This is a genomic window from Gammaproteobacteria bacterium, from assembly GCA_029881255.1.
In the GTDB taxonomy this organism is placed as follows: domain Bacteria; phylum Pseudomonadota; class Gammaproteobacteria; order S012-40; family S012-40; genus JAOUMY01.
The window spans coordinates 111576-136931 of record JAOUMY010000013.1 but is presented as its reverse complement, the minus strand read 5'-3'; the positions used below and the strand labels follow the sequence as shown (position 1 = coordinate 136931).

Here is a 25356-nt window from a genome sequence, read left to right as displayed (position 1 = left end):
TCGACGAAGGATAGTGCAACATTTCGCTTCATTGCCACCCATACGTGGCCAATTTCTCTTATTTTCTCTAAATACTTTTGTTCGTTATCCATATCTGTCATTTTCACGCTGAAACATAACGCCTAGGCAAGCGGCGCTGAGCAACGCGAAGCGTCCGAATGAGCGCAGCGAATGCTCTTGGCCTGATTGTTATTCGCCTGAAACTAGAAGCTAGCACGATATGCTACCATCGTATGTTCAGATTGATATACAAGTGCGTAACCAGCAGCGCCTCCCGCTAACGCACCAAATATTATGGCAGGTATGCTAACGAGACTGCATTGATGACTACTATAAAATCGGAACCCGTCTCCACAGAAAGTAACAATTGACATCATTAGCGCCCCAAGAGACGCTCCGATTGCCGTGCTCGTACCTTTATCGAGCCCTTTTTTACCAGAAAGAGCTAGGCTGGAATTACTATCCAGCCAAGAGAAACTATAGCCACTTCCTTGGCTTCCGGATTCGTAATGTCTTTCGCTCACATGATAGATTTCATAGTTGCTCGCGAAACATGCAAGGGAACTCAACGAAAAACAGACTAAACTTAATATAATGGTAATTGTTATTTTATTCATTCTCTGAACTTTCATTTGTGCGAATAACGCCACACATCACCGGCAACAAAAAGCAGAGCGAGGTACGAGCGGCGCTTTTTGTTGTCCGAGTGTATGTGATTGTTAGCTCTCATTTACCGAGCTAAACATATGCCCCCCACTCTATCTTATGAAACTCATCTCGCCAGCGAGCCCCTAGCTCAGGCTGAACTTGGTGTGCGTAACTGATAAGCCCTTCAATATGGTTCTTTAGCCCCATGACCGAATCGAAGCCACGCTTCTGCGCATGTAGGGCGGGACCTATTTTCTCGTGTTTTAAGTAATGCAAATGCATTCGAATCTTAGATCGAAATTCACGAGTGAGTTTGGGCGCAACACCGTCAACAAGAAGGCCAAGCACAATCTTTCTGGCTCCAGGACTATGCATTCGAGTCTTAGCGATATTGGGCCGGAAGCCTTCTGCTTTCATACGTGCATACAATTTCGCGATTATGTTTCTTCCTTTTTCACGATTAAAAGACTGATCTTTGGTAGAAAAAAACATATCGTCCGCATATCTTGTGTAATACATCCCATATTCGGCAGCGATGCTTTCGATATCACGATCAAAATCCCTTAAGGCCAAGTTCGTTAGCATTGGGCTGGTCGGCGCGCCTTGAGGAATATGGCCAATGCGCCCGTTTTTGTAGCCATCTATTTTATAGTTATGATTAGGCCGTACATACCATCGACTACCAGAGCGTGCGTGCGTGTGTCCACCAAGCCTCGTACATAATCTCGCCATCTCGAAAGAAATTAGTGCTTGATACCCAAATGAACGAAACACACGATATGCAGCAATCTCCGAAAATGACTCGAAGAAATTTGCTACATCTAGCTTGATTAGCCACCTGCAGCCACAGTGAATACTGGCAGCATCCACGATATTGCAGCTTTTTGCATAGGCCACACTCGAGTGGTGTTGCGCCCCAACCGAAAGAATATTTTGCGCTATCCAGCGTTGTGTTTTAAGAAGAAAGGTATCTGGAGCGCAGATTATCCTAAAAGTACTTTTCCCATTCTTCTTTAGTTTAAAGCTTATGTATGGTTCATCGCCATCTCTTTCGACCGTTCTACGTAGTAAAGAATAGTCGACCTCCGCATAATGGGCTAGATGCCTAAGAGAGAATACAGGCGGAAGCCTTGGATCTATTGTTCGAATAATTTCCGCGTTCGAGACTGCGTTGTCCAAGACTTTCGGATCAAGCTCTTCCTCTTCTGCGGCTTTCCTAAATTGTTGAGGGTTCCAGTGATGCATCTACTTTGACACCCGAGGGTGAGATCTGTCGCGGTTGCCCGCAAGACTCCGCCGCGCGGAAAGCGCGACAGACCTTAGCGCAAGCGCGAGCTCTTCCATAGAGATGCAGTAATCTGCTCTCCGTGAGCGTGACAAATCTGATTTGTCATACTGTTGCCAACCCGGTAGAACCGAGTCAGCGTGAACTAGATGCATCAACAGGAGCCCTCAACGATTTAGGAAAGTAGTATTGTTTTACTTTTTCTTCATGATTGTTGTGATTAGCTTTGATTTTCCTTGCGTAATTTAGCTGTCCTTTGCCGCTAGCTGTAAGTCGTCGATTCGAATCTACCCATCCCCACTTAGTAGCATTTTCTAAAAGAATATCTATTTTTAGAATATTGAGGCCTGTCTTTCTTGATATAGCTTCAGACTGCCTCGGGCCGCTTCGAATTGCGGCCAAGACCAAGAGCATGTTTTTACCTTCTTCACTATACAAAGACACCCAATCACCGTTAGACAATCGTGCTTCATTCATTCTGGCCAGTTTATGCCTCAAATCACTATTCCCCTTAACTGACTTAAAGGCATTTCGGCTAGAAGCTGTGCCGCGATTCGGAAACATCGGCCTCCATTTTTTCTTTATATCTGTTTTGAATAGTAGCCTTGGTACATTATTAGGACAGCTATGAGAAAACACGACCAGGGCCTCAGACCCTCCATATCCCAATGACTCAATTCGGTCATGGTCTATGGGGTCATAATGCATACATAGAGATCGTATTGCTTCTGCTGTTTCGTTATCGAATTCAGTAAATATTGTTGGACATGATCTAGCAATCAGAACATTCGGCTTTGTTTTGTGGGACCTTGACAAGGAAACCCCCAATTCCGTTCCGGTATACGAAATAACGGTAAAGTCCAAAAGACCCAAGGATTTCCAGCTTTTTACGCTCGCAACCTTCCATGCTGAGTCGAGGTATTCACGAACTCGACGACCGCTTCCAATCATGTCAGTAACCAACATGAACTTCCGCACTCTTTTTGTTCTTATTTGTCCTGGGCTAGGGTGCGAAATAAAGCGTTTGGGGTACTGTTTGCATATATCTGTTACCAACCAAGCAATAATTCCTTCACTACCAACTGTCAGGTCATGAGCATGTTTCGGTTTCACAGGCTGCGGACCTGGCCCAAATGCTCTCCTATTCTTTTTTTTCCTGGGTTGCTTGTACAACGCGTTGGGAATGCCACCTTTTCCACGTCTAATCTCTCTCTCCGCGAATATTCCTATTACACCTTTGTTGTTACTTGCCACTTTCTTGATCAGATCTTGAATGCCACTTACAAGCTCATCGTGCTCAATCAACACGAGCGAATCCAGCAAAGAATAAGCTAGGCGCTGATCTTCTGGCCGAAACTGATCTATCCAAGAAATGCCATCGCTCGTTTCAGATAGTCGCGTCATTTGCCACCTTTATAGAGCTAACGCTCAGCTTTGAGGCTGCCGAAGCGTAGCGCCGGCAGTCCTAGTCGCGATAGCGACGATCAAAAGCTTATTGTTAGATTTTCTCTAAATTGATTATTCCTTTTAAGAGCTCTTTTCTAATATCACTTAAAAGTTTCACTGTTAACTCAATCTCAAAAATGAGAAAAACGAAAAGAAACATCGAGCCCAAAAGAAGTATCACACACTCTGCTACCGTAACAATATCTACATATGCAACTAACGGAAGACCTAAAAAGAAAAATGGAAGTGAACTTAGAGTATTTAGTTCGAATTTCAGCTTGAGAACAATTGTCCTTAAATATCGATGCCCTACTGGCTCATCCTTATAGGCGACGCGCCAAAATTTCTTCCAATTCTCATCATGATCCGTATAGCCGTCTGTAGATGAAAGCTTTTTATCGAAAAATATTTCTACTCTAGCACCAAGATTATCCATCAATAAACCTACTACTACAAATATGAAAACAACTGTTACGGCGGTAATTCCGGCATGTGACGAGAGTAACTTATGAATATGGGAGCTGGGCGCCGAAAAATAGATTAGATAAGGAGTAACAGCAATAGCTCCTGGACCCAGTAGAGTTACCGCTGGCTTGAAAAGCTCATCTCTTAGTACGCTAGTGACATCCATTTCGTCTCTCTATATCTCTATTAGAAATCTAACGCTCAGCTGTGGGGCGCGCAGCGTAGCAAGCGTCCCACACAAGCTTATTGTTATGCATTATCACTATCCAGCACCTTTTTCAGAAATGGACTCTAGTCTTTCACGTAGCCGGTTACGTAACTGAGCTTCGGTTTTCCACGTAATAAAACGATATCCCGAGAGATCAAAATGTATTTTGGAATCCTCGTTTATTATGAATATCAACTCTTTTCCCAGCGCATGTGCGAAGCCTGCCTCATAGTAACAATTCGGTCGCTCACCAGTGAGTTCAGCAATAACGATTCTGCTACAAGCTATATTCTCTAAAATTTGTTGTGATATTTGGCCACTATCTTGAATCTCGTCTACCCTAACGGCTTCTAAATCATACTCTTCCGCCAGTGGCTTGATTACTCCCTCATATGCTGAATCTAAAATATCATCACCGAATTTCATTATTGTAAATATTTGGTCTTTGGGCGGTGTCAGAGCACGCTCAATCATGGACCTTGTTGCTGCACTGGAGGAAAGGACCGTTAACTCATCAAGAAACTCGTCAGTTGCTGCATTCTTCTTTATGAACTGCTCATTCGATAACTCAGAGGGTGTTTTTCCTTTAGCTGGTCGTTTAATTTTAGTTTTTGTTTTAACGATCGTAATGTACGATGCGGAACCAAAATTAAAAAGTGAAGATACTCCGGCTCTTGTTAACGGTTTAACCTGTTTTGCAACAAAGGGAACAATAATATCTTGAACTAAGTCATCTCGATCACGATTCCACCAATAGCGTTTTCGTGTTCCATAGTGCGCAATAGCGTGATACCACATTAATAGTTCCTCAGTGCTCTATATGCATAACGTTAAGAGCAGCGGCCGAGCGGAGCGAGGTCCGGCCCCGAAGGGGCTTTACTGGCTTGCATTGTTAAATGTCTAGCTATCTTACTCAATTTTGTATGGATATACATTCTTATTAACTCGTTTCCAGACGCCGTCTTTATTTATTTCCGTGAATTCTGAGTCTTGGCTCTCAATTTTTCTCAAAACGAACCATTCATTTCCGATTCTGATTCTAGTACTTTTTTTGATGTAGTCATGGTGTAAATCTGGATTCCCATCACCATTTTTATCATCATAATATCTGTCACTATCAACATACTCTATTCGGTTTATCATTTTCTTATTGTTATCAATAAAAATAGAATCCGTAGATTCATCAATGTACCTGACTTCAACAATGGCAGGACTATCTATCCCCTTTAATATTCCCACTCTACCTTCATCTATAGATAATCGTGGAGTGCCACTTTGAGTGGCCAAAATACTTTTTCCAAATATTCCTCCTGTGTAAAATCTCCATTCGCGAATCTCTAGGGCGCACACATTTAGCAATTTTCCGGTTTCTTCTTCTTTTTCTTGGAAATTGAATCCGCTTGGACATCTGTCATTTTTAGATACCCGATCGATTTCATTTACTCCCAAATTTGAGCATGCAGCCATGACTTGGATTGCGATAACAAGAAGAATGCGATCTCTCATACTATTTTGTACATTTAACGCTCAGCTTTGGGGCTGCCGAAGCGCAGCGTAGGCAGTCCCAGCCGCGATAGCGGCGCTCAAAAGCTTATTGTTAGGCATTAATTTAACCTTGCCACCCATTCCCTACAGGCTTTAGCTAAAAGCTTTCCACGATAACTCTGCTGCATCATTTGTCCAACTGCTATCGATTGTGACGATACGCTGCATTTCTCTAGGGCGCACTCGCTAACTCCTTTAATAGTATGATTCAGTGCTTTTATTGCTAGCGCCAATTGAAAAAAATCGCATTGTTCTGAGTTTTTATCAAGGCGTTGAAAAATCTGTTTTGTCGCAAGTTGGAAAATAGGCCCGCCGCAATCTTCATACTCATTTACCTGAGATTTTTCTAAAAATTTTATCAATTTTTCTTGATCCAGGATCGATACCGCAGGATCTACTTTTTCTAAAACAAAAGCGAGATACGCGTCTATGTTCATTAAGGCCTTTTCTCGATCTAACGGCTCATTTATGTCGGACTTAGCATCGGATGCTGCGTTAGTGCCACATGAACGATTATCGCTTTGAACGGACTCGATAGCCTTTGCGTTTTGACTCAGCATCAATAGAGCTGTTAATAGAATTATTTTTACCACGGAATACTCCATATATGCCTAACGATTAGCTAACCGGAATCGCCCGGCCAAAAAAATATCGGTTTTCCCTGGAGCGCCCCGGTTCTAACCATTCCCACGTTGCGATTTCCGCGTTGAGCGCCTTGTTGAACGTTCCTAACCACCTGTTCCCTATAGAAGGAATTTTTAATGACGCGTACACCCATGACCAGCGATTTGCCGCATACCTTACAACACCCTTTGGTCTTATCACCCAGCTTTTGCAGAAACGTTTCCCAACTTATTGGCTGCGCGTCCTGTTCCAGTGATAATCCCAGTGCTTCTCGTACTTGCTGGCGTTTAGCCTTTGCGCGATGGCCATACAAACCATAATGCCTGACCACATTTTGGCCCGGTTCCGGTACATGCTCAAGCAATCGACCCAGAAAGTGTCCCTTCTCCAGTTGAAGCTGTTTGTTCTGTCCGTCTCGGTGGTCTTGATAACGAAAACTCACACTACCTGCATCCACACTGAGTAACTTGCGTGAACTCAACGGCCCACCCTTTACGTATCGGGCCAGGTACATCATTACACCTTTACCATGACGATACGGTGGCTGTATCTGCACATGCCAATGCTTGCGAGTCACACGCGACAGCAAATGATCCATTGGCACTTCACGGTCTCCCGGTGGCCACGTTAACTCACCCGCGTCCAACCCTTGCCGGATCAACGCCAACATCTTCCCTCTATATACCTTACGCACAACACGAGACGGTAACAGAAAACTGTTCTTCACCTCTCGCCACCGTCCTTCATGATCCAATCCGCCGCCGCTGATCAAGCAATGAATGTGTGGATGCAAACTCAAGTTGCGTCCCCAACTGTGCAAGGTCAACATCATGCCGGGTACACCACCCATGTACTTTCTATCTCGGCAGAGTGTGAGCAGCGTTTCGCTGACCGACTTAAACAACAGCTGCGTCATCTGCCGTTGATTGAATCGCCACAGCCCATGAAACTCATGCGGCAATGTGAAAATCGCATGGTAATGATCCATCGGCAACAAACGCTCTCGCTGTCGTTGCAACCATTGCTCTTTCACAAAACTGTTACACTGCGGACAACTGCGATGTCGACACGAGTGATATTGTATGTGTTGCTCATGTCCATCGGGACATCGTTGCACGTGTCCACCCTGTGCCGGGGTTCTGCACGTGATTATCGACTCCGCAGCTTTATAATGCTTTATTGGAAGTCGACGTGTTGACGCATAATCATCAAACGAGGTGGCAAACACCTCTTGCAGCGTTATTGTCATTTTCTTGTTTTCCTTTTCTTGACATTTTATTCCTCCGCGCAGCGGATACGTTCAACGCCCGGCTTTGGGGCAGCCGGAGCGTAGCGTAGGCTGTCCTGGCCGCGATAGCGGCCGCCCCAACAGCCGCTTGTTAGTAGGCGAAACGCTATAGAAACTAATACCTGTGAATAACGCCAACAAGCGGGAATATTCCATCATTTATTGTTTCACTCATAGAGTTAAAAATAATCATTTGCACTCGACCGTGCAACTTTCGAAACAGTTGTATATCTGATCCGAGGCCCAAGTAAATCCCTCTTGAATCATACCAACCCGCAAATACTCCCGCTGTAGCGTGCATCTCAAAACAGGGTCTAGATAGGCACCCTGATGTAAGTTCGAATTGGCCTGTAACATTCGGCAACACACCCACACTCGCCCGCAAGTTTCTGCGCAATATGGTCCTTGATTTCCACTCCAGATTTATAAGTGCCAGAAGCTCTGATCCGTAAATCCCAATTCCGTCGGCAATTCTTCGACTTTCCTTTGCATGAACGATGCTAATAGACGAAAGAACAATAAGGCAAAAGGAAATAAAGGCTAGTTTCTTATTCATATTTATACGCATGGCGCCTACTAACGTTGAAGCTGTGCGGCGCAAACGCAGCGTAGCGTAGTTTGCGTCCGAACGAGCGACTTGTTATGTTTTGTTTTCAAATTTTAAATCGTCGTAACTGCCAATAGTTAACACTCTTTCACTGTCAAGCTTTGACAGGAAGTCAATAAGTTTTGGTCTCAAGGATTCATGGAAATATTTTATCACTTCCATCTGTCGCTCTCGGACATTCCCATATATACAGCCTTCAGCAATATCTTGGTTTGGAGAATACTCCTCAGCCTTTATTCTATTATCTGCTCTTTCTGAGCAAGTATCTGCAGGTACATCTAGAAATATGACAACATCAGATTGAAATAGTCTTTGTTGCATTTCGTCCCAGTAACCAATACCATCAATAATCCAGGAGTCGGAATTCAACCATGCGTCATGTATTTTCTTGTATTCTTTGTGTGGCTTCATATTCCATCCCTGCTGCCAATAAATTTTATCTACTGTAAAAACCTCGATAGCAAAAACTTTCCCAAGCCTTCTAGACAGAGTTGATTTGCCTGAGCCGGAATTACCAACAACCGAAATTTTCTTTGCTCTAGTTAAATCCAAACCCTTCCTCTTCCAGAAACATAACGACTAGGGTAAACGGCGCGCGTCTTTTGCGCGTCCGAGCCCGCGAATTGTGCGGGCGTTTTTGACCCGCTTGTTAGACGCGATGCTATAGTACGCTTGATATTTATCTTGGCTTGTCAGCATCTTCAGCATTATGCATTGTATATGTTATGTCATCACCGTATCTTGAGCGCAATATCTTAACAGCGTCCTCAAGACTTATAGCCTCAATAATATCTCTGGTTCCTGGGTTGTCCTTACCATCTTCCCACACTATCACTTGAAACTCCCGAAGCATACGAAACATCTTAGGCAAATCTTCAGGAATGACCAGGTCTTCACACAACTCAACTATATTGGCAATCTCATCTCGTGATGCGTTAATACCTTCATCGGAAATAATCCAAGCCAAAGTCCGCAAAGCTTCACCATTTTCATTGTGCTCAAGCAGGTGTCTAACCTCTTCAAATAGATCCGCCCCTAGCCTATCTTTAAATTTCTCGGTGATAGATAAGACTTTAGAGCGATACTTTTCCATCAATGCGTATTCTTCGTTGTCAATCATTAGTGCGTCTAACGCTCAGAGCAGCGGCCGAGCGGAGCGAGGTCCGGCCCTGCAAGGGCGAACTGGCTCTGCTTGTTATAACTCGTACCTAAGAAGCACTTGATCACGACATTGAATACCATTTTCAAATATTGGCCCTGGATAACTATCAAAATACCCAACCACCACATCACAAATTCGAAAACCACTAGACTGATATAGCCGTAGTTGGTCAAGACTGGAATTACAAGTACCTATGACAATATTGCCTAACTTTCGGCTCTTAGAATATTTAATTGCCTCTGCAATGAGTTTACTGCCGATACCCTTGCATCTATACTTTTCGACTACGGAGATGTTTTTTATCTCAGCATCCAATGGAGTTACAAGCAATACGATGACTCCAACTATCGTATTGCCTTCCTTTGCTATAAATTTAGTCGATATATCAAAATAACGTAGCACAGCTTCCTTATTCGGATCTGCATCCAGTAATAGCTCCATCATTTCCGGAGTAATTTCGTTTCGGTATTCTTCTATGTCCATATAGAGTTATAACGATTAGCTAACCGGAATCGCCCGGCCAAAAAAATATCGGTTTTCCCTGGAGCGCCCCGGTTCTAACCATTCCCACGTTGCGATTTCCGCGTTGAGCGCCTTGTTGAACGTTCCTAACCACCTGTTCCCTATAGAAGGAATTTTTAATGACGCGTACACCCATGACCAGCGATTTGCCGCATACCTTACAACACCCTTTGGTCTTATCACCCAGCTTTTGCAGAAACGTTTCCCAACTTATTGGCTGCGCGTCCTGTTCCAGTGATAATCCCAGTGCTTCTCGTACTTGCTGGCGTTTAGCCTTTGCGCGATGGCCATACAAACCATAATGCCTGACCACATTTTGGCCCGGTTCCGGTACATGCTCAAGCAATCGACCCAGAAAGTGTCCCTTCTCCAGTTGAAGCTGTTTGTTCTGTCCGTCTCGGTGGTCTTGATAACGAAAACTCACACTACCTGCATCCACACTGAGTAACTTGCGTGAACTCAACGGCCCACCCTTTACGTATCGGGCCAGGTACATCATTACACCTTTACCATGACGATACGGTGGCTGTATCTGCACATGCCAATGCTTGCGAGTCACACGCGACAGCAAATGATCCATTGGCACTTCACGGTCTCCCGGTGGCCACGTTAACTCACCCGCGTCCAACCCTTGCCGGATCAACGCCAACATCTTCCCTCTATATACCTTACGCACAACACGAGACGGTAACAGAAAACTGTTCTTCACCTCTCGCCACCGTCCTTCATGATCCAATCCGCCGCCGCTGATCAAGCAATGAATGTGTGGATGCAAACTCAAGTTGCGTCCCCAACTGTGCAAGGTCAACATCATGCCGGGTACACCACCCATGTACTTTCTATCTCGGCAGAGTGTGAGCAGCGTTTCGCTGACCGACTTAAACAACAGCTGCGTCATCTGCCGTTGATTGAATCGCCACAGCCCATGAAACTCATGCGGCAATGTGAAAATCGCATGGTAATGATCCATCGGCAACAAACGCTCTCGCTGTCGTTGCAACCATTGCTCTTTCACAAAACTGTTACACTGCGGACAACTGCGATGTCGACACGAGTGATATTGTATGTGTTGCTCATGTCCATCGGGACATCGTTGCACGTGTCCACCCTGTGCCGGGGTTCTGCACGTGATTATCGACTCCGCAGCTTTATAATGCTTTATTGGAAGTCGACGTGTTGACGCATAATCATCAAACGAGGTGGCAAACACCTCTTGCAGCGTTATTGTCATTTTCTTGTTTTCCTTTTCTTGACATTTTATTCCTCCGCGCAGCGGATACGTTCAACGTTGAAGCTGTGCGGCGCAAACGAAGCGCAGCGTAGTTTGCGTCCGAACGAGCGCCTTGTTAGCTTTTAGTTGCATTCTTCCAGCACCCTCTCATGTGGAACATCAACTGCGTACCAACAAGAACTATCAACTTCTTCTGGGACTGAATTCCATGAAATAATGAAATGAAGTGATAGTTCTTTATTTTCAGGATACTCACTAACATGTATTTTTATACTGTTGTCTTCCATTGTTATTGGGTAATAGGTTGAAGAGGTTTTTTTCAGCTTTACTCTTGAACCTAGATACTCATCATCTTCGGTTCCGATCATAACCAGTGTTTTATTATGTTCCCATTCCCAAGCATCTAGACCCTCGCCAGAGTTCCCATAGCCCGTTGCCTTCAACCCATGCCAAGAACAAGAAAAAACTACATTCTTGAGAGGAGTTATTGACGTATTTCTTAAAAGCACAGCTTTACAGCCTTTAACACTCATTCCATCTGGGATTTTGGGTTCTATAGTGCATTCTGATATATGAGCCTTTTCAATATCACCTTCACCAGCAGTTACGTGAAATAGTAACGTGCCTATTGGGGTTTCGACATTGAGTTGATTCTTGTGCATATGTTTTGTGTCTTATAAAGCTAACATTTTTATCAGTAGCCCCTTCTTAAGATATCTCGATCAGATATCATAATTCGCGAGCAACTTACTGTTTATCCGAATTTAATGTGCCCCGCTTATAGAACACCTCAAATCACGACAGGAGGTTTTTCCTCCTATTTTTCCGGGCGAGGCTACCTATCTTTCCAGGCCGCGCTAATACCTCATTGATTTAATAGAAATATGGGTGATTTTTCAAGGAAAAACATTACCACTGCTGGCGTGAAAAGTGGCCCGGGTGTAAGAGGGCGTATTTTGAGAGGGTTCTAGGCCGTTTGGGATCGCGACGCGATGAAAAGCGAGGAACGCAATCTGAGTGTATGGAACGGGAGGCTCTGTGTTTTAATACAAGTCTGTACCTGGCGCATCCATTTTTTATTGAGACTATGCTACGCATTCCAGACGCACCCAAAGTTATTCAAAAAGGCTTCCCGTTAAAAAACGTATTGGGCCCGGAAGCGGTTCGGTATTTGGCCAATAATCTCGCATTCGTCTATCCAGCTTTCAAGGCAAAAGAATTTCAAGACGCTGCATTGTCGGGTTTGGATGCGCTGGAATTTCTCGAACGTGGAACACATATCGCTAAGGCGCTACGCTCGTACTTGCCGCAAAAATATGCAACGGCGATCGACATTCTTTTGTCTTCTTTAACTCCGCCGAATGGGGAAACCGAAGGCTTGGGTTTGGCGGTTTTCTTCTATCACACGCATGGTTGTTTTGTGTCGGAATTTGGTTTGGATGCCAAACACAACGAGGGTGAAGATCCCTTTGCCGTTTCGATGCGGGCACAGTATGAATTGACGAAGCGCAACACTTCAGAGTTTTCTATTCGCCCATTTCTGATTCAGCAGCAGGCACGCACCTTGGGTACTTTATTGGAGTGGACAAGTGATCCCGATCCTCATGTGCGCCGATTGTGTTCGGAGGGGACGCGTCCGAGATTGCCATGGGCGCCACGTATTCCAGCATTTATTGAAAATCCTGGGCCAGTCTTGCCGATACTGGAAAAACTGAAAATTGATTCATGTCTGTATGTGCGACGCAGTGTTGCCAATCACTTTGGTGATATCGTGAAAGATCACCCTGAACTGGTTTACGGAATTTTCGAAAAATGGCTGGAGAATCCGAGCAGGGAAGTCAAATGGGTAATTAGACATGGGCTGCGATATCCGGCAAAGAAGGGCGACAGGAAAGCGATACGCATCAGGACCGCTGCGAAATAACACGCATCTATAAATTTGACCTAAACTGAAAAGTGGGAATCTTTTGCCATACGTCGGCTATTGTTCCGACTGCTTATTGAAAAAAGTACGCTTTCGTAACAAGAAGACTGCGGATCTGGATGTGCGTGCGTTTCTCATGTACCAGAATGAAGAAGCTATACGTGGTAAAAGCGGAAGCCTACGCTATAACCATCACGACTATCAAGTTACGGTAGTGCCTGACGGCGAGGTGGTATTTTTTTAAGCCCACGGGAGACCTTGCACAATTCGTTTTTGAGTGGCCGAATTTGCGCTGTAATACCACTTTAAAACAGGGGTAGGTAGACGTTGCCGTCTTGAAAAACTTGAGGAAACGCAAAATATGGTCGATAAGGTAGTACATTTGTATGAGGCCATAAATGAAGGAATTTCGGCTGGGACCGATTGCGCTCTTTGATCACGAGGATGGCATCGTAGAGGGTATTGTGGACGAGGGCGCGACGGTTTCTGGACAGACACTGAGTGAGATGATGCACTTGCTTGCTGATCTGCCGAGCAAGCCGCGTGGTTTCATGGTGAATAGAAAGAATTCCTACGCCATGGATTTCAGTGCATTCCCCGCCTTGCGACACAATAAAGTCATAGAGGTTGTCGCCATCGTCAATAATGGTCGGCAGTCGCAAATGATCATCCAGCGTTTTTGGCCAAAATTTCTCAAGCTGGCCTTTTTCGACGTCCGCGACGAAGCCTATGCATGGCTGCATGCTCGACTGCAGGGTGGACCTGTCAAAAAGCAAATGTGATAGTCTTTCATACTATTAATATATGGAGTCCATATTGTGTGCGGAAGACTTTCGCAAACTGCTGCGGCAGAGAAGGCCGTTAAAATAATGCAGATTTTTGGTAGTCCCCCGGAGTTTCTGGGATCTCGTTATAATGTGGCTCCTTCCCAATACGTCTATGCCATACAGCAGCCTCATCATGGCGAAAACCACTGGCGAGTTTTTCAGTGGGGGCTGGTGCCGTTCTGGTCAAAAGACAAAAAAATCGGATACAAACTCTTTAATGCCCGTGCAGAAACGTTGTCGGAAAAGCCTTCTTTTCGTGCCGCTTATCGTTATCGTCGTTGCATTGTTCCCGCCGATGATTTCTTTGAATGGAAAACCGTGGAAGGGCAGAAGAAGAAACAGCCATTCGAAATCCGTCGCCGTGATGGCCAACCGTTGTTTCTTGCGGCACTGTGGGAGAGCTGGGAGAAGGATGATGAAATCATTGATTCCTGCACCATCATAACTACCGAAGCCAATGCTGTGCTCAAGCCATTACATGACCGGATGCCCGTCATCATTCCCTTCGATCAGGCCAATCGTTGGTTGGATCCGGCTATTCAGATCGGAAAACAGGTAGAGGATTTGTTAAAGCCTGCGCCTGATGATTTATTGGAAGCGGTGGCCATCGATGCTGAGCAATTGAAAATTGTGAAACAGAGTAAATAAGACAGAAGGGCGTGAGAATATGCTGGCGCAATGGTTGAGACGAAATGCGAACAAATTGCCTGTAGGCTTGTTGAAGTTTGTGGGTAATCACTGGCGTCCCTTTCGAGGTGCGGGTATCCGTATCGTTAAAGTGGCACCTGATTATCGTTTTATGGAAGTGCACATGAAGCTGCGCTGGTATAACCGAAACTATGTGGGTACTCACTTCGGCGGTTCGATGTACGCCATGACGGACCCATTCTATATGATGATGTTGATCAATATTCTCGGTAGCGATTACATTGTGTGGGACAAAGGTGCGCGTATTGATTTCAAAAAGCCGGGACGTGGTACGGTAAAGGTGCAGTTTCGCTTTTCGGAAGAGGAGATACGGGCGATCAAGCAAAAAGTGGATGAAGACGGAAAGTACGTATTCGAAAAGCCCGCCAATGTTTGCGATGAAGAAGGTGATGTTGTCGCCGAAGTGATGAAGGTTTTATATATTAGAGTTAAGAAAAAGAAGCCCGCGAAAAATAATTAGTGGATCTTTGCCCGCCCTGTCGATTTTCTGTGTGACTTTATTCACTTTCGTTGTTGTCTATACTTCGTAAACTCTTTGCTATATCGTAGACATCCAGGATTGGGAGAGACATATGACGGAGCAGTCACTGCATGCACGGCGTATAAATGAAGATGTTATGCAACTTTGTGAATGTCTCGACCCGGAATATCCAACTTTACTGTGTGATGTGTTGACTGAATTATCCCGCCTGGGTGAAAAAGCCACGCCGGCATTACCAGAAATAGTGCCCTTGTGTTTTAGCGCCGATGACAAGGTGAGAACGCGCGCGATAGCAACGCTTGCAGAAATACGTAGTCGTAGCGAATCCCCCGTCTTTGTGTTGATGCAGGCTCTCTATGATGATTGTGTAGACGTTCGTCGCTATGCGGCGGCGGGTCTTGCATTAATGTCTGCCGACGATCTCCAGTTTTCAGGTTTGTATCAACGGCTAAACTATCTCGTACGGCATGAAAACGACTTTTATGTTCGTGAGCAGTTGAGAGAGATGCTAAAAACTATAATTAAAAAAATGTAAATGTCGGTTTTTTGTGTCGGGGTTCTAATACAGAATTCTGATAGGCAAAGAAATGATTTCTTGTTGACACCCTCCGCTGAAGTGTTTAGCTTGTCTACTGCGTTACACGGGATGTGTATTTTTTTACGTATGGATGGGCCGCAACACTCTTCTTTTTTATTCGCCCGATTTACCTGATATTACACGCAGTATCACATTATCACCTGTGTTACGGATGTTTTCGTTTTAGCGGAGGTCTGTAGCGGTGCGAGATGTTGGTCGTATTGGTGGCGATAAGCTCGCCATCAAGGATTTGTATTTTTCCTATAACGAAGAACTAAGTATTTATAAAGGTTTAAATATCGAAATCCCTGCGGGGGAGTTTGTTGCGATACTTGGACCTTCGGGGTGCGGAAAAACTACCTTATTGAATCTGTTGTCCGGGTTTTACAAGCCCGATGATGGCGGTGTCTTATTGCGCGGCAGAGAAATCGCGCCGGAGGATCCGCATTTCGGTTATGTGTTCCAGACCGCTACGTTATTTCCCTGGCTGACAGCGATTGAAAACGTCGAATTTGGTTTGCGCATGTATAACGAAATGCCCGCCAAAGCCCGACGCGATAAGGCGCGAACCTATCTTGATATGGTCGGGCTTTCTGGCTTTGAAGATTACCTGCCTTCCAGATTATCTGGCGGCATGCAGCAAAGGGTGTCTCTGGCGAGGACTCTGGTGCTGGAACCCCACTTACTTTTAATGGATGAACCCTTCGCTGCGCTCGATGCGATTACGCGCGAAACCATGAACGATGAATTGCTACGTCTGTGGGATAAATTGGGCCAGACAGTTGTGTTTATCACTCACGATATTGATGAATCAATCTATTTGTCTGACCGCATCATCGTCTTGAACAAACCACCTTTTGGTATTTATCGCGAATTGCGTAATGAGTTGCCACGACCACGTAGCGGCCCGGAAACGCGAACCAGCGAGTTGTTTTGGGAATACAAAAAAGAGCTTATCGCGGATATCTCGGCAGTTACTCTGGGTGTCGAGACAAAATTGCCTGAAGTTGCACGGGCTAAAACATCACGTGAAAGGGAAGAAGAGGCGCAGCTGTCGGCAGAGACCGTATAGCTGCATCTGGTATTTATTAACAAGGAGGAGTGTGGATGTTACGAGCATCAATCGCAGTGTTAGTTCTGTTGTTATCGGCGACGGTTTCAGCGGAGGAAAAGGTAAGAATAGGCTGGGTATATGCGATGGCTAATGCCCCAGTCGTTATTGCAGACAAGCAGGGATTGTTTGCAAAAGAAGGTGTGGAAGTTGAAATTACGTCATTCACTAGTGGGCCGATTTTGCATCAGGCGCTGGCAGCTGGCCAGCTTGATATGGCCTACATCGGTGCTCCTCCTGTGTATCACTGGTACTCACGCGGACTGAAAAGTCAGATTCTTGCCAAGGTAAATTATGGTCAGGCTGCGGTAATCGTGCGCAAAGATTCTGGAATCACTTCACTCAAAGATTTGAGAGGAAAGAAGATCGCTGGCGTGAAAAAAGGCAGCGGTATGGATGTGTTGTTGAGGGGTTATGTTTTAGGTGAAGCTGCGGGGCTGGAAGCGGACAAGGACGTCCGTGTTATCCCAATGCCACCGGGTAACATGGGCCCTTCTGTTGAAAACGGTGTAGTCGATGCCGCGTTCATCTGGGAGCCGTTTACCAGTCAATATGAATTGCGTGGCACGACCAAAGTGATCTTCGATATGAACGAGGCCGTGCCGGGTTATCCCTGGTATGTCGTCATGGCGCCACCCGAAGTCTTGAAGGAAAAACGCGCAGCAATTACCAAAGTATTGCGCGCGCACAACAAAGCTATCGAATTCCTCAATTCAGCGCCTGATGCGGGCAATGACATTATTGCCGAAGCATTCAAAATGGAAACCGTTGAAGGCCCAGACGGCAAGAAATACCCCGGTACAGCAGTCGTTGCTCAGGCACGCAAACGTATAGGCTGGGACTCCAGTATCAAGAAATCTGATTCGGATTTCATTCAACAGTTGATGACCTACTCATACAAGCTCGGCTACATCAAAGGTGAACTCACACCTAAGCAATTGGTCGATGCCAGTGTTATGAGTGACGCGACAACGATGGAAGCAGGGCTGTAGTTTCAGGATTGAGGTTTCAGATGTTTTGGGGTGGTAACTGTTATGAGTAGTAATGTCATACCAACAAAAACAAAAACAAAAAGCAAGCGCAAGCCATTTGCGTGGTCACTATTGTCGATTCCGGCTTTGTTAGTTGCCTGGATGCTGACTGCTTCGCAATTTCCTTCTTACATTCTTCCGCAGGTGTGGGATGTTTTTGCAGAGGCCGCAGAGTGGTTGGGTAATGGTGAGCTGATGCCGCATCTGGGGATGAGTTTGCTTGAGGTTGCCGGAGGTTTCGGTTCAGCAATCATTGTTGCCGTGTGTTGTGGTTTTCTCGCAGGCTTTTATCGCCCCTTTCGCGAGTTTATTGTCCCTCTGAACGGTTTGTTTATGTCGATACCGCCGGTGGCGTGGGCGCCTTTGATGTTAATCATCTTTGGTATTGGTTATACCACTATCACCATCGTAATTTTTATCGCAGCGGTGAATCCCATGATCATTACCATCATGGAGGGCGTGTTACAGATACAGGGTACTGAGGTTAAAGCGGCGCGCGCCCTGGGCGCGAAAAAGCGCCAGCTGTTTCTGTATGTCTATCTTCCTGCAAGTCTGCCGTTTGTAACGGCAGCCTTGCGCATAGGTTTCAGCCAGGCCTGGCGTTCATTAGTCGCCGCCGAAATGGTCGGTGCGACGCAAGGTATAGGCTGGATGGTTTCCATGGGTGGAGAGATAGGGAATGCGCGACAGGTGTTGTTGGGTATTGCACTCATCGGCGGTTTGTCATACGCGTTCGAACGATTGATATTCAGACAGATAGAAAAGCGCTACGAAGTTTGGCGTTTGGCGTAGAAGAGGTTTGTGATGGAAAAGATGTCGCCCGAAGAATTGAAAGAAAAGCTGGGTAATTATATTGCCCCACAAGGTTTGTATGAAAAGACCAAGAGTATGTCCTTTCTTGGTAAGGTCAGTTGTAATGTCGACAGGCTGGTGGCGGGTAGTTGGGAGGAAATCGTTCTCGACTATGAGGTGGGCGCCTCCGGCATTGCCGACGGAGCCTGGCTAAAGGCAACTTTCAAGTTTTATTCTGACTGGGCACTTTTTCAAACAGTCGATCCTTCGGCGGCGAACTATGTTAGCGCCGAATACCAGGCAGGCCCTTTGAGTAAAGGTCAAAGTCCAGCGACGGTGCAATCTCGACTGGCATCACCCTGTACTCGAAAGACTCGCTGAAGTGGAATCTGCCTGGGGACATTTCCCTTGGCTATATGAAGACGCCATGCGCCGCGGATACAAAATCGGTGTTAGTGCCAATAGCGACGAGCATCGTGGTCGTTGTGGCGGTGGGGTACCGGGAACCGCGGTTTTCGGTACTAAAGGTGGTTTGACGGGCATTATTGCAAATGAATTGACGCGCCTAGCCCAGGCGACGATACGCATCGAAGCCACGATCGATGGCTATGTAAAAGTTGGTAATCCCCTTGATGGCAATCCCTTTGCGCATTGCCCGGCAATCACGTGGGAAGTTAGCGGCAGAGAACTATTGGAAAACGAAGCAGGTTCATTGCAAAGACAGCTCGGCGGCGCGCAGATGTTTATCGCCCTGGAGCGTCTGAGTGATGAACCTGTGCCGCGCGAAGTCAGCGGAACGATAGAAGTCTCCGCCAATAACGGTCCTCATGGTTTTCGACCTGTCTACTTTATTGGTAGCCAGCGAGATGGCGCGAAGGCATGGACTTCGGCCATGTTTATTAGTTTCAAGTAGTAAGTGATATTGCGCGGACCCGTTCCGCGCAATACACAAGTTTCATCCCGGTGGCTAATTTAGTCAGAGAATATCTGAGTAGTTTTGCTAAACTAAATCAGGTTGACAGGAACCCGGTTTATGTCAGTAAAACAATACCAGACTTTGCTAGAGGCACGTGAACACAACCCGTTTGCGTTTCTTGGGCCTCATCAGCAGGGGAACGAAACTTGTGTCAGTGTTTTTCTGCCACGAGCCGAGCGAGTCTTTATCGACGATCTCGATCAGGAGCTGACACGCATACAGGGCACCGATGTCTTTGAATGGTGTGGCGACCTAAAGCAAACTTCCCACTACCGATTGCGTTGGCTAGACGCTGAGGGCAGAGAAACTGTCCGTTATGATCCTTTTTGTTTTCCCGCGCAAATTCCGGAATTTGATATACACCTGTTCGGCGAAGGTCGTCACTGGCATATCTATCGGCTGCTCGGCGCCAATCCCTGGAGTGTCGATAAGGTTGTTGGCGTATTGTTTGCCACCTGGGCGCCCAATGCAGAGCGAGTAAGCGTTATTGGTAATTTCAATCACTGGGACGGACGCTGTCATCCTATGCGTAGTCGAGGTGGGAGTGGATTGTGGGAGCTATTCGTTCCCGATATACACGCCGGAGAACTCTACAAATTTGAAATCCGCAGTCGTGATAGTGGCCAGGTTTTACAAAAAATCGATCCCTATGGAAAACAGTTTGAGTTGCGCCCAAAAAGCGCCGGTGTCATTGCCAGAGAAAGTGAGTTTTTGTGGCATGATCAGGACTGGATTGCTACCCGTGCCCATAGTCAGTGGCAGGAAAAACCCATGTCGATCTATGAGGTCCACCTGGGTTCGTGGCGACGAGACGCCAGTCACCATTTCCTGAATTATCGACAATTGGCACACGAGCTTGTTGACTACGTGACTACTGCGGGCTTCACGCATATTGAGTTATTGCCAATTACTGAGCACCCCCTCGATGCCTCATGGGGTTATCAGGTATTGGGTTTTTTTGCGCCGACTAGCCGTTTTGGTACGCCGGACGATTTTCGCTACTTTGTCGATTATTGCCATCAACACGACATCGGTGTATTTCTCGATTGGGTGCCAGCGCACTTTCCTATGGATGCCCATGGTCTCGGTCGCTTTGATGGCACCGCGCTATACGAACATGAGGATCCGCGCCGAGGAGAACACCGCGATTGGGGTACGTATATATTTAATTACGGCCGTAACGAAGTAAAAAATTTCCTGCTCTCCAGTGCTATGTACTGGTTGGAGGAGTTTCACATCGATGGCCTGCGCGTCGACGCGGTTGCCTCTATGCTTTATCTCGATTATTCGCGCGAAGCAGGCGACTGGATTCCTAATGAATATGGCGGTCGCGAAAATCTCGACGCCATTGCATTTCTGCGCCAGCTCAACAGCGTGACCCATAGCGAATTCCCGGGGACGCTGGTGATGGCGGAAGAGTCTACCGCATGGCCACAGGTGTCGCGCCCGGTCTATCTCGGCGGTTTGGGCTTTAGTATGAAATGGAATATGGGGTGGATGCATGACACCCTGGAGTACATGAAGATGGATCCCATCCATAGAAAATTCCATCATGAAAAACTGACTTTTGGTCAGCTCTATAGTTTTACCGAAAATTTTGTGCTGCCTTTTTCACATGATGAAGTCGTTCACGGCAAGGGATCGCTTCGCTATCGCATGCCAGGAGATGAATGGCAGCAGTTTGCCAATGTGCGATTATTGTTTTGTTACCTCTTTACCTATCCCGGCAAAAAGCTTCTGTTTATGGGAAATGAGTATGGACAGGGGCCAGAGTGGGATTTTGATGGACAGTTGGACTGGTATGTACTGCAATATCCTCTGCATCAGGGTTTGCTGCGCGTGGTGCAGGATCTTAACCATGTTTATCGCAGCACACCGGCCTTATTCCGCCGAGAGTTTTCCAGTGATGGATTTTGCTGGGTCGATTGCCACGACAGTTCTCAATCGGTATTGAGTTATCGGCGCATGGATGGTGATCAGGAAGTGATAGTGGTGTTGAATTTCACACCGATACCCCGTCATGATTACCGCATTGGCGTCCCCCATTGCTGCCGTTACCGGGAATTGTTGAATACTGACGCCGAGATTTATGGTGGTAGCAATATCGGAAACGCCGGCGTAATCGACGCGGAAAACGTGCCCTGGATGAATCTTCCCTATTCAATCGCGATGAATTTGCCACCATTGGCTGGTATTGTGCTTCAATTGAGTCCTTGATCAGGTTTGATCAAAACACCTGCTACACTTTAAAATGCAACGCAATACGTATTGTGAGGAGAGTTCTGTGATCGAAATCAGTCGCCTGTCGATGGACAATGCCAATCTAACACGGGATAGCATAGGCGAAGGGGGAATAACGGTTGAGGAGATCCAGGCCTTGTCGCCGCGCCTGGATAATTTGCGCGTGCGTATCAAAGATTGGATGAGTTCGCGCAAACCGACGTTTCTGAATCTTCCACAAACCATGGACTTGGAAGAGCTAAAGCGCAAAGGCCAGCGTATTGCGGGAAGCTTTAGTCGTACGGTGGTGTTTGGCATTGGTGGTTCATCGCTCGGCGGTGAAATGCTGGTACGAATACTTGGTGATAAGTCACCACGCAATTATGTGTCGTTTTATGACAATGTAGACCCTTCCACTCTTGTTGAACTGGAAACCGTTGACTGGTCCGACACCTTGTTATTGGTGATTTCCAAATCCGGCAACACAGCGGAAACGCTCAGCCAGTTTTTAACCGTGTTACCCACGATGGAACATCAGCTCGGTGATGAAGCGATTGCCAATCACGTACTGGTGATTACAGAGAATCGTGATGGTGCTTTGTACGATCTGGCAAAGCGCCTGAAAATAGAAATCATTGAACACCCGCCTGTTGGTGGAAGGTTTTGTGTATTGTCGGTAGTGGGTTTGCTGCCCGCTTACATCGGTGGCGTTGATATCGATGGTGTGATGGAGGGCGCGCGTGCTATGGCAGCCCGCTGTGCTAGCGAGGACATACTCAAGAATCCCGCCTTTTTTAATGGCGCTGCTCAATATCTACATGCCGAACGCGGTCGCACCATCAGTGTGGTCATGCCATATGCGGATAATCTGCGTTTTGTTGTGAACTGGTTTCGTCAGCTTTGGGCAGAAAGTCTGGGCAAAATCGACGCGAATGGTCGCCATCGTGGTCTTACCCCGACCGAGGCTCACGGTGTTACCGATCAACATTCACAGTTGCAGTTATTGCTGGAAGGCCCGGACGACAAGCTGGTGACTTTTCTTTCTAATCCCGGATTTCGCTTTATGGGGCGGCGTATTCCCATGCGTTTTCAGGATATACCGGCGATTAAGCCACTTGCGGGTCATACCATCGGCGAATTATTCGTTTCAGAACTAAAGGCGACGCGCACGACCTTGAGTCGTCGCGGTCGCCCTAATCGGACATTTGCCTTGTTAGAGCAAGATGCCTATGCCCTGGGCGAGCTCATCATATTGCTGGAAATGGAGACAGTTGTGGTGGCCGAGCTTATGGGTATCGATGCGTTTGATCAGCCCGCGGTTGAAGAGAGCAAGATGCTGACCCGTGAATACCTCAACCAGCTACGTGAAATTAACGAGTTGATCTAGATTATCGACCCTGAAACGGCCCTTTACGGGCCTTTCAGCCCTTTTTTTTCAAATTCCAACTCAGTTTGATAATCAGCAGTATTGCAGGTGTGGCATGCATGATCAGGTCGAGGATATCAATAGGCTTGGCTAATTCCCCACTGGCGAGCATTTTCAATTTTTCTAATAGATGAGGCTCAGGTACGAAAGGCGCAAGCCCCAGGAGGACTGCAATCACTGCCAGCGGTAGGGTCGGGATTTTATCGATAAATTTCATACGTCCTCAGCTTTTTATAAGATTCATTATGAGTAGCGAATAAAAAACTTCAATCCGCTTTCCTTGCAATATTCGCCTGTTTTGGCTTAGCTATTAATTAAGGGTGCCAACTAATCAATGATAAAAGACATGGCAGCCTTTTCATAATCTATCATGCACGTGAGGGAGCATATTATGGAAGAAAAAACGACTGATACCACGCTTGAATGTGAAGTGTGTCTTCGCGAAATTCCTAACACCGTCGCAAACAATGCAGAAGCGGACGAGTATGTTGCGTACTACTGCGGACTTGAGTGCTACAGCAAATGGGCGAAAAACAATCAGAATGATACCTGAGTGACGTTCAGAAAATAATCCAAGCATTTATCACATTGTTGTTACGCATAGACAATCAAACTCGCAAATAAATTATGCGGTGTTGTGGTGAATGTGTGTTGCACAAAAAAAATAAATATTAAGTAAAGTGAGTGGGGCGGGAAGTACAGATTGCGAGCTCCCGCCCCTTGTTAATTTTGTTCAGAATCGCGCTTTTGGTACCACTGATAGGTGAGCGTGCCGAAGAGTGCAATGAAAAGGAAACTCACGATCGGTATATTGCCGAAGATCGCGTAGATCGATGCACCTTGCATCGGTTGTATCGTATGGGTAAGTACATCACGTTTGAATTGTGGTGACTGCGCGACGACTTTTCCCTGTGGATCGATAACAGCAGATATTCCGGTATTGGTTGAACGCAGCAGAAAACGCGCGGTTTCAACAGCACGCATGCGTGCAATTTCCAGGTGTTGATGTGGAGCGACCGACCTGCCAAACCACGCATCATTACTGGCGTTGACTAGAAAAGTTGCTTCGGGCAATGCGTCAATAATTTCTTCACCAAAAGCGTCCTCGTAGCAAATTGAAATACCGGCTTTCTGTCCGGCTACATGTAATATGGGTTTCTCGCTACGCCCTGGACTAAAGTTGGACATCGGAATATCGAAGAAGTCGATAAACCCGCCAAGTAACCCAGCCATCGGTAGATACTCGCCGAAAGGTACCAGGTGTTTTTTCTCGTAAAACGCTTCTTCATTTCCGAGACTCAACATGGCATTGAAGTATTGATTGTCCTGGTCGTTGAAAACCGGTATGCCGACGAGTAATTCAGAATTATTCATGCGTGCTTCCTGACCAATGTAGTTGAGATAGGGCAACGCTTGCTCATATAAGGCTGGAACGGCGGTCTCAGGCCAGATAACTAAATCACTCGTCCAATTTTCACGACTGAGCTGTGCATACATGTCGAGTTGCGGGCGTTGATTGCTCGGTAACCACTTTTGATCTTGAGGAATATTACCCTGAATCATGCTTACGGTGATGGGATTACCCGTCGGTGTAGACCAGTCCACTAAATTGAAGCCAAGCGGTACCAACCATAAGGCGGCAAGCACAGCAATATTACGTTTTAACGTAGAGCGTTCCAGTATGCTGTGTAGTATTAAGCCAGTGGTGAAGGCGGTTACTAGCGAAATCCCGTACACGCCTAATACCGGTGCATATCCAAGCAAGGGCGAATCGATTTGACTATAGCCGAGATTGAGCCAGGGGAATCCGGTTAATACCCAACTGCGTATCCATTCAAAAAACACCCACAGTATCGGCAGGATCAAAATTAAAAACATCCCACGACGCTGGCCGAGTAATGTATATCCGCGCCGCGAGAACCAAGCCAATACACCGGGGAACAAGGCCAAAAACATGACAAAAATTGACGTGAGTATAGTCGCCAGCGGAATACCGATGCCGCCATAATAATGCATGCTGACCACGACCCAGGACGCGCCGAAACCAAACATGCCCAGCCCAAAAATCCAGGCGCGAACAAATGCGGTTTTTGGCGTAACGTCGACTAAGGCATAAAAGAATATGGCGAGCGATACAAATATCAGTGGCCAGATACCAAAAGGCGCGAAGGCCAGAGGTAACATTAAACCGCCAATAAGCGAGGTTAGCCAGGCGCGCTTGCCCTGGAAAAGCATCTTATTTATGTTCACAG

26 protein-coding genes and 1 pseudogene are annotated in these 25356 nt (G+C 46.3%); 13 read left to right on the top strand and 14 right to left on the bottom strand.

Annotation, left to right across the window (positions count from 1 at the left end):
- Positions 1-738: 738 nt before the first annotated feature.
- From OEZ43_19120 to OEZ43_19065, 12 genes are all read right to left on the bottom strand, one after another.
- The gene (locus OEZ43_19120) at positions 739-1893 is read right to left on the bottom strand and encodes a reverse transcriptase family protein (GenBank protein MDH5547694.1); all 1155 of its coding nucleotides are present in this window, start codon (positions 1891-1893) and stop codon (positions 739-741) included.
- Between the two features lie 175 nt (positions 1894-2068).
- Complete coding sequence (locus tag OEZ43_19115; GenBank protein MDH5547693.1) at positions 2069-3337, bottom strand: hypothetical protein; 1269 nt, start codon at positions 3335-3337, stop codon at positions 2069-2071.
- A 94-nt stretch (positions 3338-3431) separates the two neighbouring features.
- On the bottom strand, positions 3432-4010 hold the full coding sequence (locus OEZ43_19110) for a hypothetical protein (GenBank protein MDH5547692.1): 579 nt from the start codon (positions 4008-4010) through the stop codon (positions 3432-3434).
- 96 nt (positions 4011-4106) lie between these two features.
- Positions 4107-4850 carry a nucleoside 2-deoxyribosyltransferase gene (locus OEZ43_19105; GenBank protein ID MDH5547691.1) on the bottom strand — a complete coding sequence of 248 codons (744 nt, stop codon included), beginning with the start codon at positions 4848-4850 and terminating at the stop codon, positions 4107-4109.
- A gap of 111 nt (positions 4851-4961) precedes the next feature.
- On the bottom strand, positions 4962-5558 hold the full coding sequence (locus OEZ43_19100) for a hypothetical protein (protein MDH5547690.1): 597 nt from the start codon (positions 5556-5558) through the stop codon (positions 4962-4964).
- Between the two features lie 98 nt (positions 5559-5656).
- On the bottom strand, positions 5657-6190 hold the full coding sequence (locus tag OEZ43_19095) for a hypothetical protein (protein ID MDH5547689.1): 534 nt from the start codon (positions 6188-6190) through the stop codon (positions 5657-5659).
- A gap of 29 nt (positions 6191-6219) precedes the next feature.
- A complete protein-coding gene (locus OEZ43_19090) occupies positions 6220-7470 on the bottom strand; it encodes an IS91 family transposase (protein MDH5547688.1) in 1251 nt (416 codons plus the stop codon).
- A 679-nt stretch (positions 7471-8149) separates the two neighbouring features.
- Positions 8150-8668 carry a hypothetical protein gene (locus OEZ43_19085; GenBank protein MDH5547687.1) on the bottom strand — a complete coding sequence of 173 codons (519 nt, stop codon included), beginning with the start codon at positions 8666-8668 and terminating at the stop codon, positions 8150-8152.
- Between the two features lie 127 nt (positions 8669-8795).
- Entirely contained in the window at positions 8796-9236 is a 441-nt protein-coding gene (locus OEZ43_19080; protein MDH5547686.1) for a MafI family immunity protein, read from the bottom strand.
- Between the two features lie 75 nt (positions 9237-9311).
- The gene (locus OEZ43_19075; protein ID MDH5547685.1) at positions 9312-9761 is read right to left on the bottom strand and encodes a GNAT family N-acetyltransferase; all 450 of its coding nucleotides are present in this window, start codon (positions 9759-9761) and stop codon (positions 9312-9314) included.
- Positions 9762-9780: 19 nt separating this feature from the next.
- Positions 9781-11031: an IS91 family transposase gene (locus OEZ43_19070; GenBank protein ID MDH5547684.1), complete on the bottom strand. Its 1251-nt coding sequence runs from the start codon at positions 11029-11031 to the stop codon at positions 9781-9783.
- Positions 11032-11153: 122 nt separating this feature from the next.
- Positions 11154-11693: a hypothetical protein gene (locus tag OEZ43_19065; protein MDH5547683.1), complete on the bottom strand. Its 540-nt coding sequence runs from the start codon at positions 11691-11693 to the stop codon at positions 11154-11156.
- Between the two features lie 425 nt (positions 11694-12118).
- Here OEZ43_19065 and OEZ43_19060 point away from each other — a divergent pair, with 425 nt between their 5' ends.
- The 12 genes and pseudogenes from OEZ43_19060 to OEZ43_19005 all read left to right on the top strand — a co-directional run bounded on the left by OEZ43_19060 (position 12119) and on the right by OEZ43_19005 (position 23065).
- The gene (locus OEZ43_19060; protein ID MDH5547682.1) at positions 12119-12955 is read left to right on the top strand and encodes a DNA alkylation repair protein; all 837 of its coding nucleotides are present in this window, start codon (positions 12119-12121) and stop codon (positions 12953-12955) included.
- 76 nt (positions 12956-13031) lie between these two features.
- The gene (locus OEZ43_19055) at positions 13032-13199 is read left to right on the top strand and encodes a hypothetical protein (GenBank protein ID MDH5547681.1); all 168 of its coding nucleotides are present in this window, start codon (positions 13032-13034) and stop codon (positions 13197-13199) included.
- Between the two features lie 154 nt (positions 13200-13353).
- On the top strand, positions 13354-13737 hold the full coding sequence (locus OEZ43_19050; protein MDH5547680.1) for a hypothetical protein: 384 nt from the start codon (positions 13354-13356) through the stop codon (positions 13735-13737).
- A gap of 36 nt (positions 13738-13773) precedes the next feature.
- Positions 13774-14430, top strand: coding sequence for an SOS response-associated peptidase (locus tag OEZ43_19045; GenBank protein ID MDH5547679.1), 657 nt, complete (start codon positions 13774-13776; stop codon positions 14428-14430).
- A 19-nt stretch (positions 14431-14449) separates the two neighbouring features.
- Positions 14450-14950 (top strand): DUF4442 domain-containing protein, encoded by a 501-nt coding sequence (locus tag OEZ43_19040; protein ID MDH5547678.1) that lies wholly within the window; start codon positions 14450-14452, stop codon positions 14948-14950.
- 112 nt (positions 14951-15062) lie between these two features.
- On the top strand, positions 15063-15506 hold the full coding sequence (locus OEZ43_19035) for a HEAT repeat domain-containing protein (protein ID MDH5547677.1): 444 nt from the start codon (positions 15063-15065) through the stop codon (positions 15504-15506).
- 322 nt (positions 15507-15828) lie between these two features.
- Positions 15829-16620, top strand: coding sequence for an ABC transporter ATP-binding protein (locus OEZ43_19030; GenBank protein ID MDH5547676.1), 792 nt, complete (start codon positions 15829-15831; stop codon positions 16618-16620).
- Positions 16621-16655: 35 nt separating this feature from the next.
- Positions 16656-17651, top strand: coding sequence for an ABC transporter substrate-binding protein (locus tag OEZ43_19025; GenBank protein ID MDH5547675.1), 996 nt, complete (start codon positions 16656-16658; stop codon positions 17649-17651).
- A gap of 141 nt (positions 17652-17792) precedes the next feature.
- The gene (locus OEZ43_19020) at positions 17793-18482 is read left to right on the top strand and encodes an ABC transporter permease (protein ID MDH5547674.1); all 690 of its coding nucleotides are present in this window, start codon (positions 17793-17795) and stop codon (positions 18480-18482) included.
- 21 nt (positions 18483-18503) lie between these two features.
- Positions 18504-19395: pseudogene (locus OEZ43_19015) on the top strand (hypothetical protein).
- A 120-nt stretch (positions 19396-19515) separates the two neighbouring features.
- Positions 19516-21675, top strand: coding sequence for a 1,4-alpha-glucan branching protein GlgB (gene glgB, locus OEZ43_19010; GenBank protein MDH5547673.1), 2160 nt, complete (start codon positions 19516-19518; stop codon positions 21673-21675).
- Positions 21676-21742: 67 nt separating this feature from the next.
- On the top strand, positions 21743-23065 hold the full coding sequence (locus OEZ43_19005; GenBank protein MDH5547672.1) for a glucose-6-phosphate isomerase: 1323 nt from the start codon (positions 21743-21745) through the stop codon (positions 23063-23065).
- 34 nt (positions 23066-23099) lie between these two features.
- Here OEZ43_19005 and OEZ43_19000 read toward each other — a convergent pair whose 3' ends face one another.
- Positions 23100-23321 (bottom strand): RND transporter, encoded by a 222-nt coding sequence (locus OEZ43_19000; protein ID MDH5547671.1) that lies wholly within the window; start codon positions 23319-23321, stop codon positions 23100-23102.
- A 174-nt stretch (positions 23322-23495) separates the two neighbouring features.
- Between OEZ43_19000 and OEZ43_18995 the strand changes: the two genes are divergently transcribed.
- Positions 23496-23657, top strand: a complete 162-nt coding sequence (locus OEZ43_18995; protein ID MDH5547670.1) for a DUF3330 domain-containing protein — start codon at positions 23496-23498, stop codon at positions 23655-23657.
- A gap of 170 nt (positions 23658-23827) precedes the next feature.
- On the opposite strand, the gene lnt is transcribed toward OEZ43_18995, so the two are convergent.
- Complete coding sequence (gene lnt, locus OEZ43_18990; protein ID MDH5547669.1) at positions 23828-25354, bottom strand: apolipoprotein N-acyltransferase; 1527 nt, start codon at positions 25352-25354, stop codon at positions 23828-23830.
- Positions 25355-25356 lie beyond the last annotated feature (2 nt).

What these genes read in the sequence shown, in the direction of transcription:
- OEZ43_19120 (MDH5547694.1), bottom strand. Translation starts at nt 1,893, where the DNA reads ATGCATCACTGGAACCCTCAACAATTTAGGAAAGCCGCAGAAGAGGAA.
- OEZ43_19115 (MDH5547693.1), bottom strand. Translation starts at nt 3,337, where the DNA reads ATGACGCGACTATCTGAAACGAGCGATGGCATTTCTTGGATAGATCAG.
- OEZ43_19110 (MDH5547692.1), bottom strand. Translation starts at nt 4,010, where the DNA reads ATGGATGTCACTAGCGTACTAAGAGATGAGCTTTTCAAGCCAGCGGTA.
- OEZ43_19105 (MDH5547691.1), bottom strand. Translation starts at nt 4,850, where the DNA reads ATGTGGTATCACGCTATTGCGCACTATGGAACACGAAAACGCTATTGG.
- OEZ43_19100 (MDH5547690.1), bottom strand. Translation starts at nt 5,558, where the DNA reads ATGAGAGATCGCATTCTTCTTGTTATCGCAATCCAAGTCATGGCTGCA.
- OEZ43_19090 (MDH5547688.1), bottom strand. Translation starts at nt 7,470, where the DNA reads ATGACAATAACGCTGCAAGAGGTGTTTGCCACCTCGTTTGATGATTAT.
- OEZ43_19080 (MDH5547686.1), bottom strand. Translation starts at nt 9,236, where the DNA reads ATGATTGACAACGAAGAATACGCATTGATGGAAAAGTATCGCTCTAAA.
- OEZ43_19075 (MDH5547685.1), bottom strand. Translation starts at nt 9,761, where the DNA reads ATGGACATAGAAGAATACCGAAACGAAATTACTCCGGAAATGATGGAG.
- OEZ43_19070 (MDH5547684.1), bottom strand. Translation starts at nt 11,031, where the DNA reads ATGACAATAACGCTGCAAGAGGTGTTTGCCACCTCGTTTGATGATTAT.
- OEZ43_19065 (MDH5547683.1), bottom strand. Translation starts at nt 11,693, where the DNA reads ATGCACAAGAATCAACTCAATGTCGAAACCCCAATAGGCACGTTACTA.
- OEZ43_19060 (MDH5547682.1), top strand. Translation starts at nt 12,119, where the DNA reads ATGCTACGCATTCCAGACGCACCCAAAGTTATTCAAAAAGGCTTCCCG.
- OEZ43_19050 (MDH5547680.1), top strand. Translation starts at nt 13,354, where the DNA reads ATGAAGGAATTTCGGCTGGGACCGATTGCGCTCTTTGATCACGAGGAT.
- OEZ43_19040 (MDH5547678.1), top strand. Translation starts at nt 14,450, where the DNA reads ATGCTGGCGCAATGGTTGAGACGAAATGCGAACAAATTGCCTGTAGGC.
- OEZ43_19035 (MDH5547677.1), top strand. Translation starts at nt 15,063, where the DNA reads ATGACGGAGCAGTCACTGCATGCACGGCGTATAAATGAAGATGTTATG.
- OEZ43_19025 (MDH5547675.1), top strand. Translation starts at nt 16,656, where the DNA reads ATGTTACGAGCATCAATCGCAGTGTTAGTTCTGTTGTTATCGGCGACG.
- OEZ43_19020 (MDH5547674.1), top strand. Translation starts at nt 17,793, where the DNA reads ATGCTGACTGCTTCGCAATTTCCTTCTTACATTCTTCCGCAGGTGTGG.
- glgB (MDH5547673.1), top strand. Translation starts at nt 19,516, where the DNA reads ATGTCAGTAAAACAATACCAGACTTTGCTAGAGGCACGTGAACACAAC.
- OEZ43_19000 (MDH5547671.1), bottom strand. Translation starts at nt 23,321, where the DNA reads ATGAAATTTATCGATAAAATCCCGACCCTACCGCTGGCAGTGATTGCA.
- OEZ43_18995 (MDH5547670.1), top strand. Translation starts at nt 23,496, where the DNA reads ATGGAAGAAAAAACGACTGATACCACGCTTGAATGTGAAGTGTGTCTT.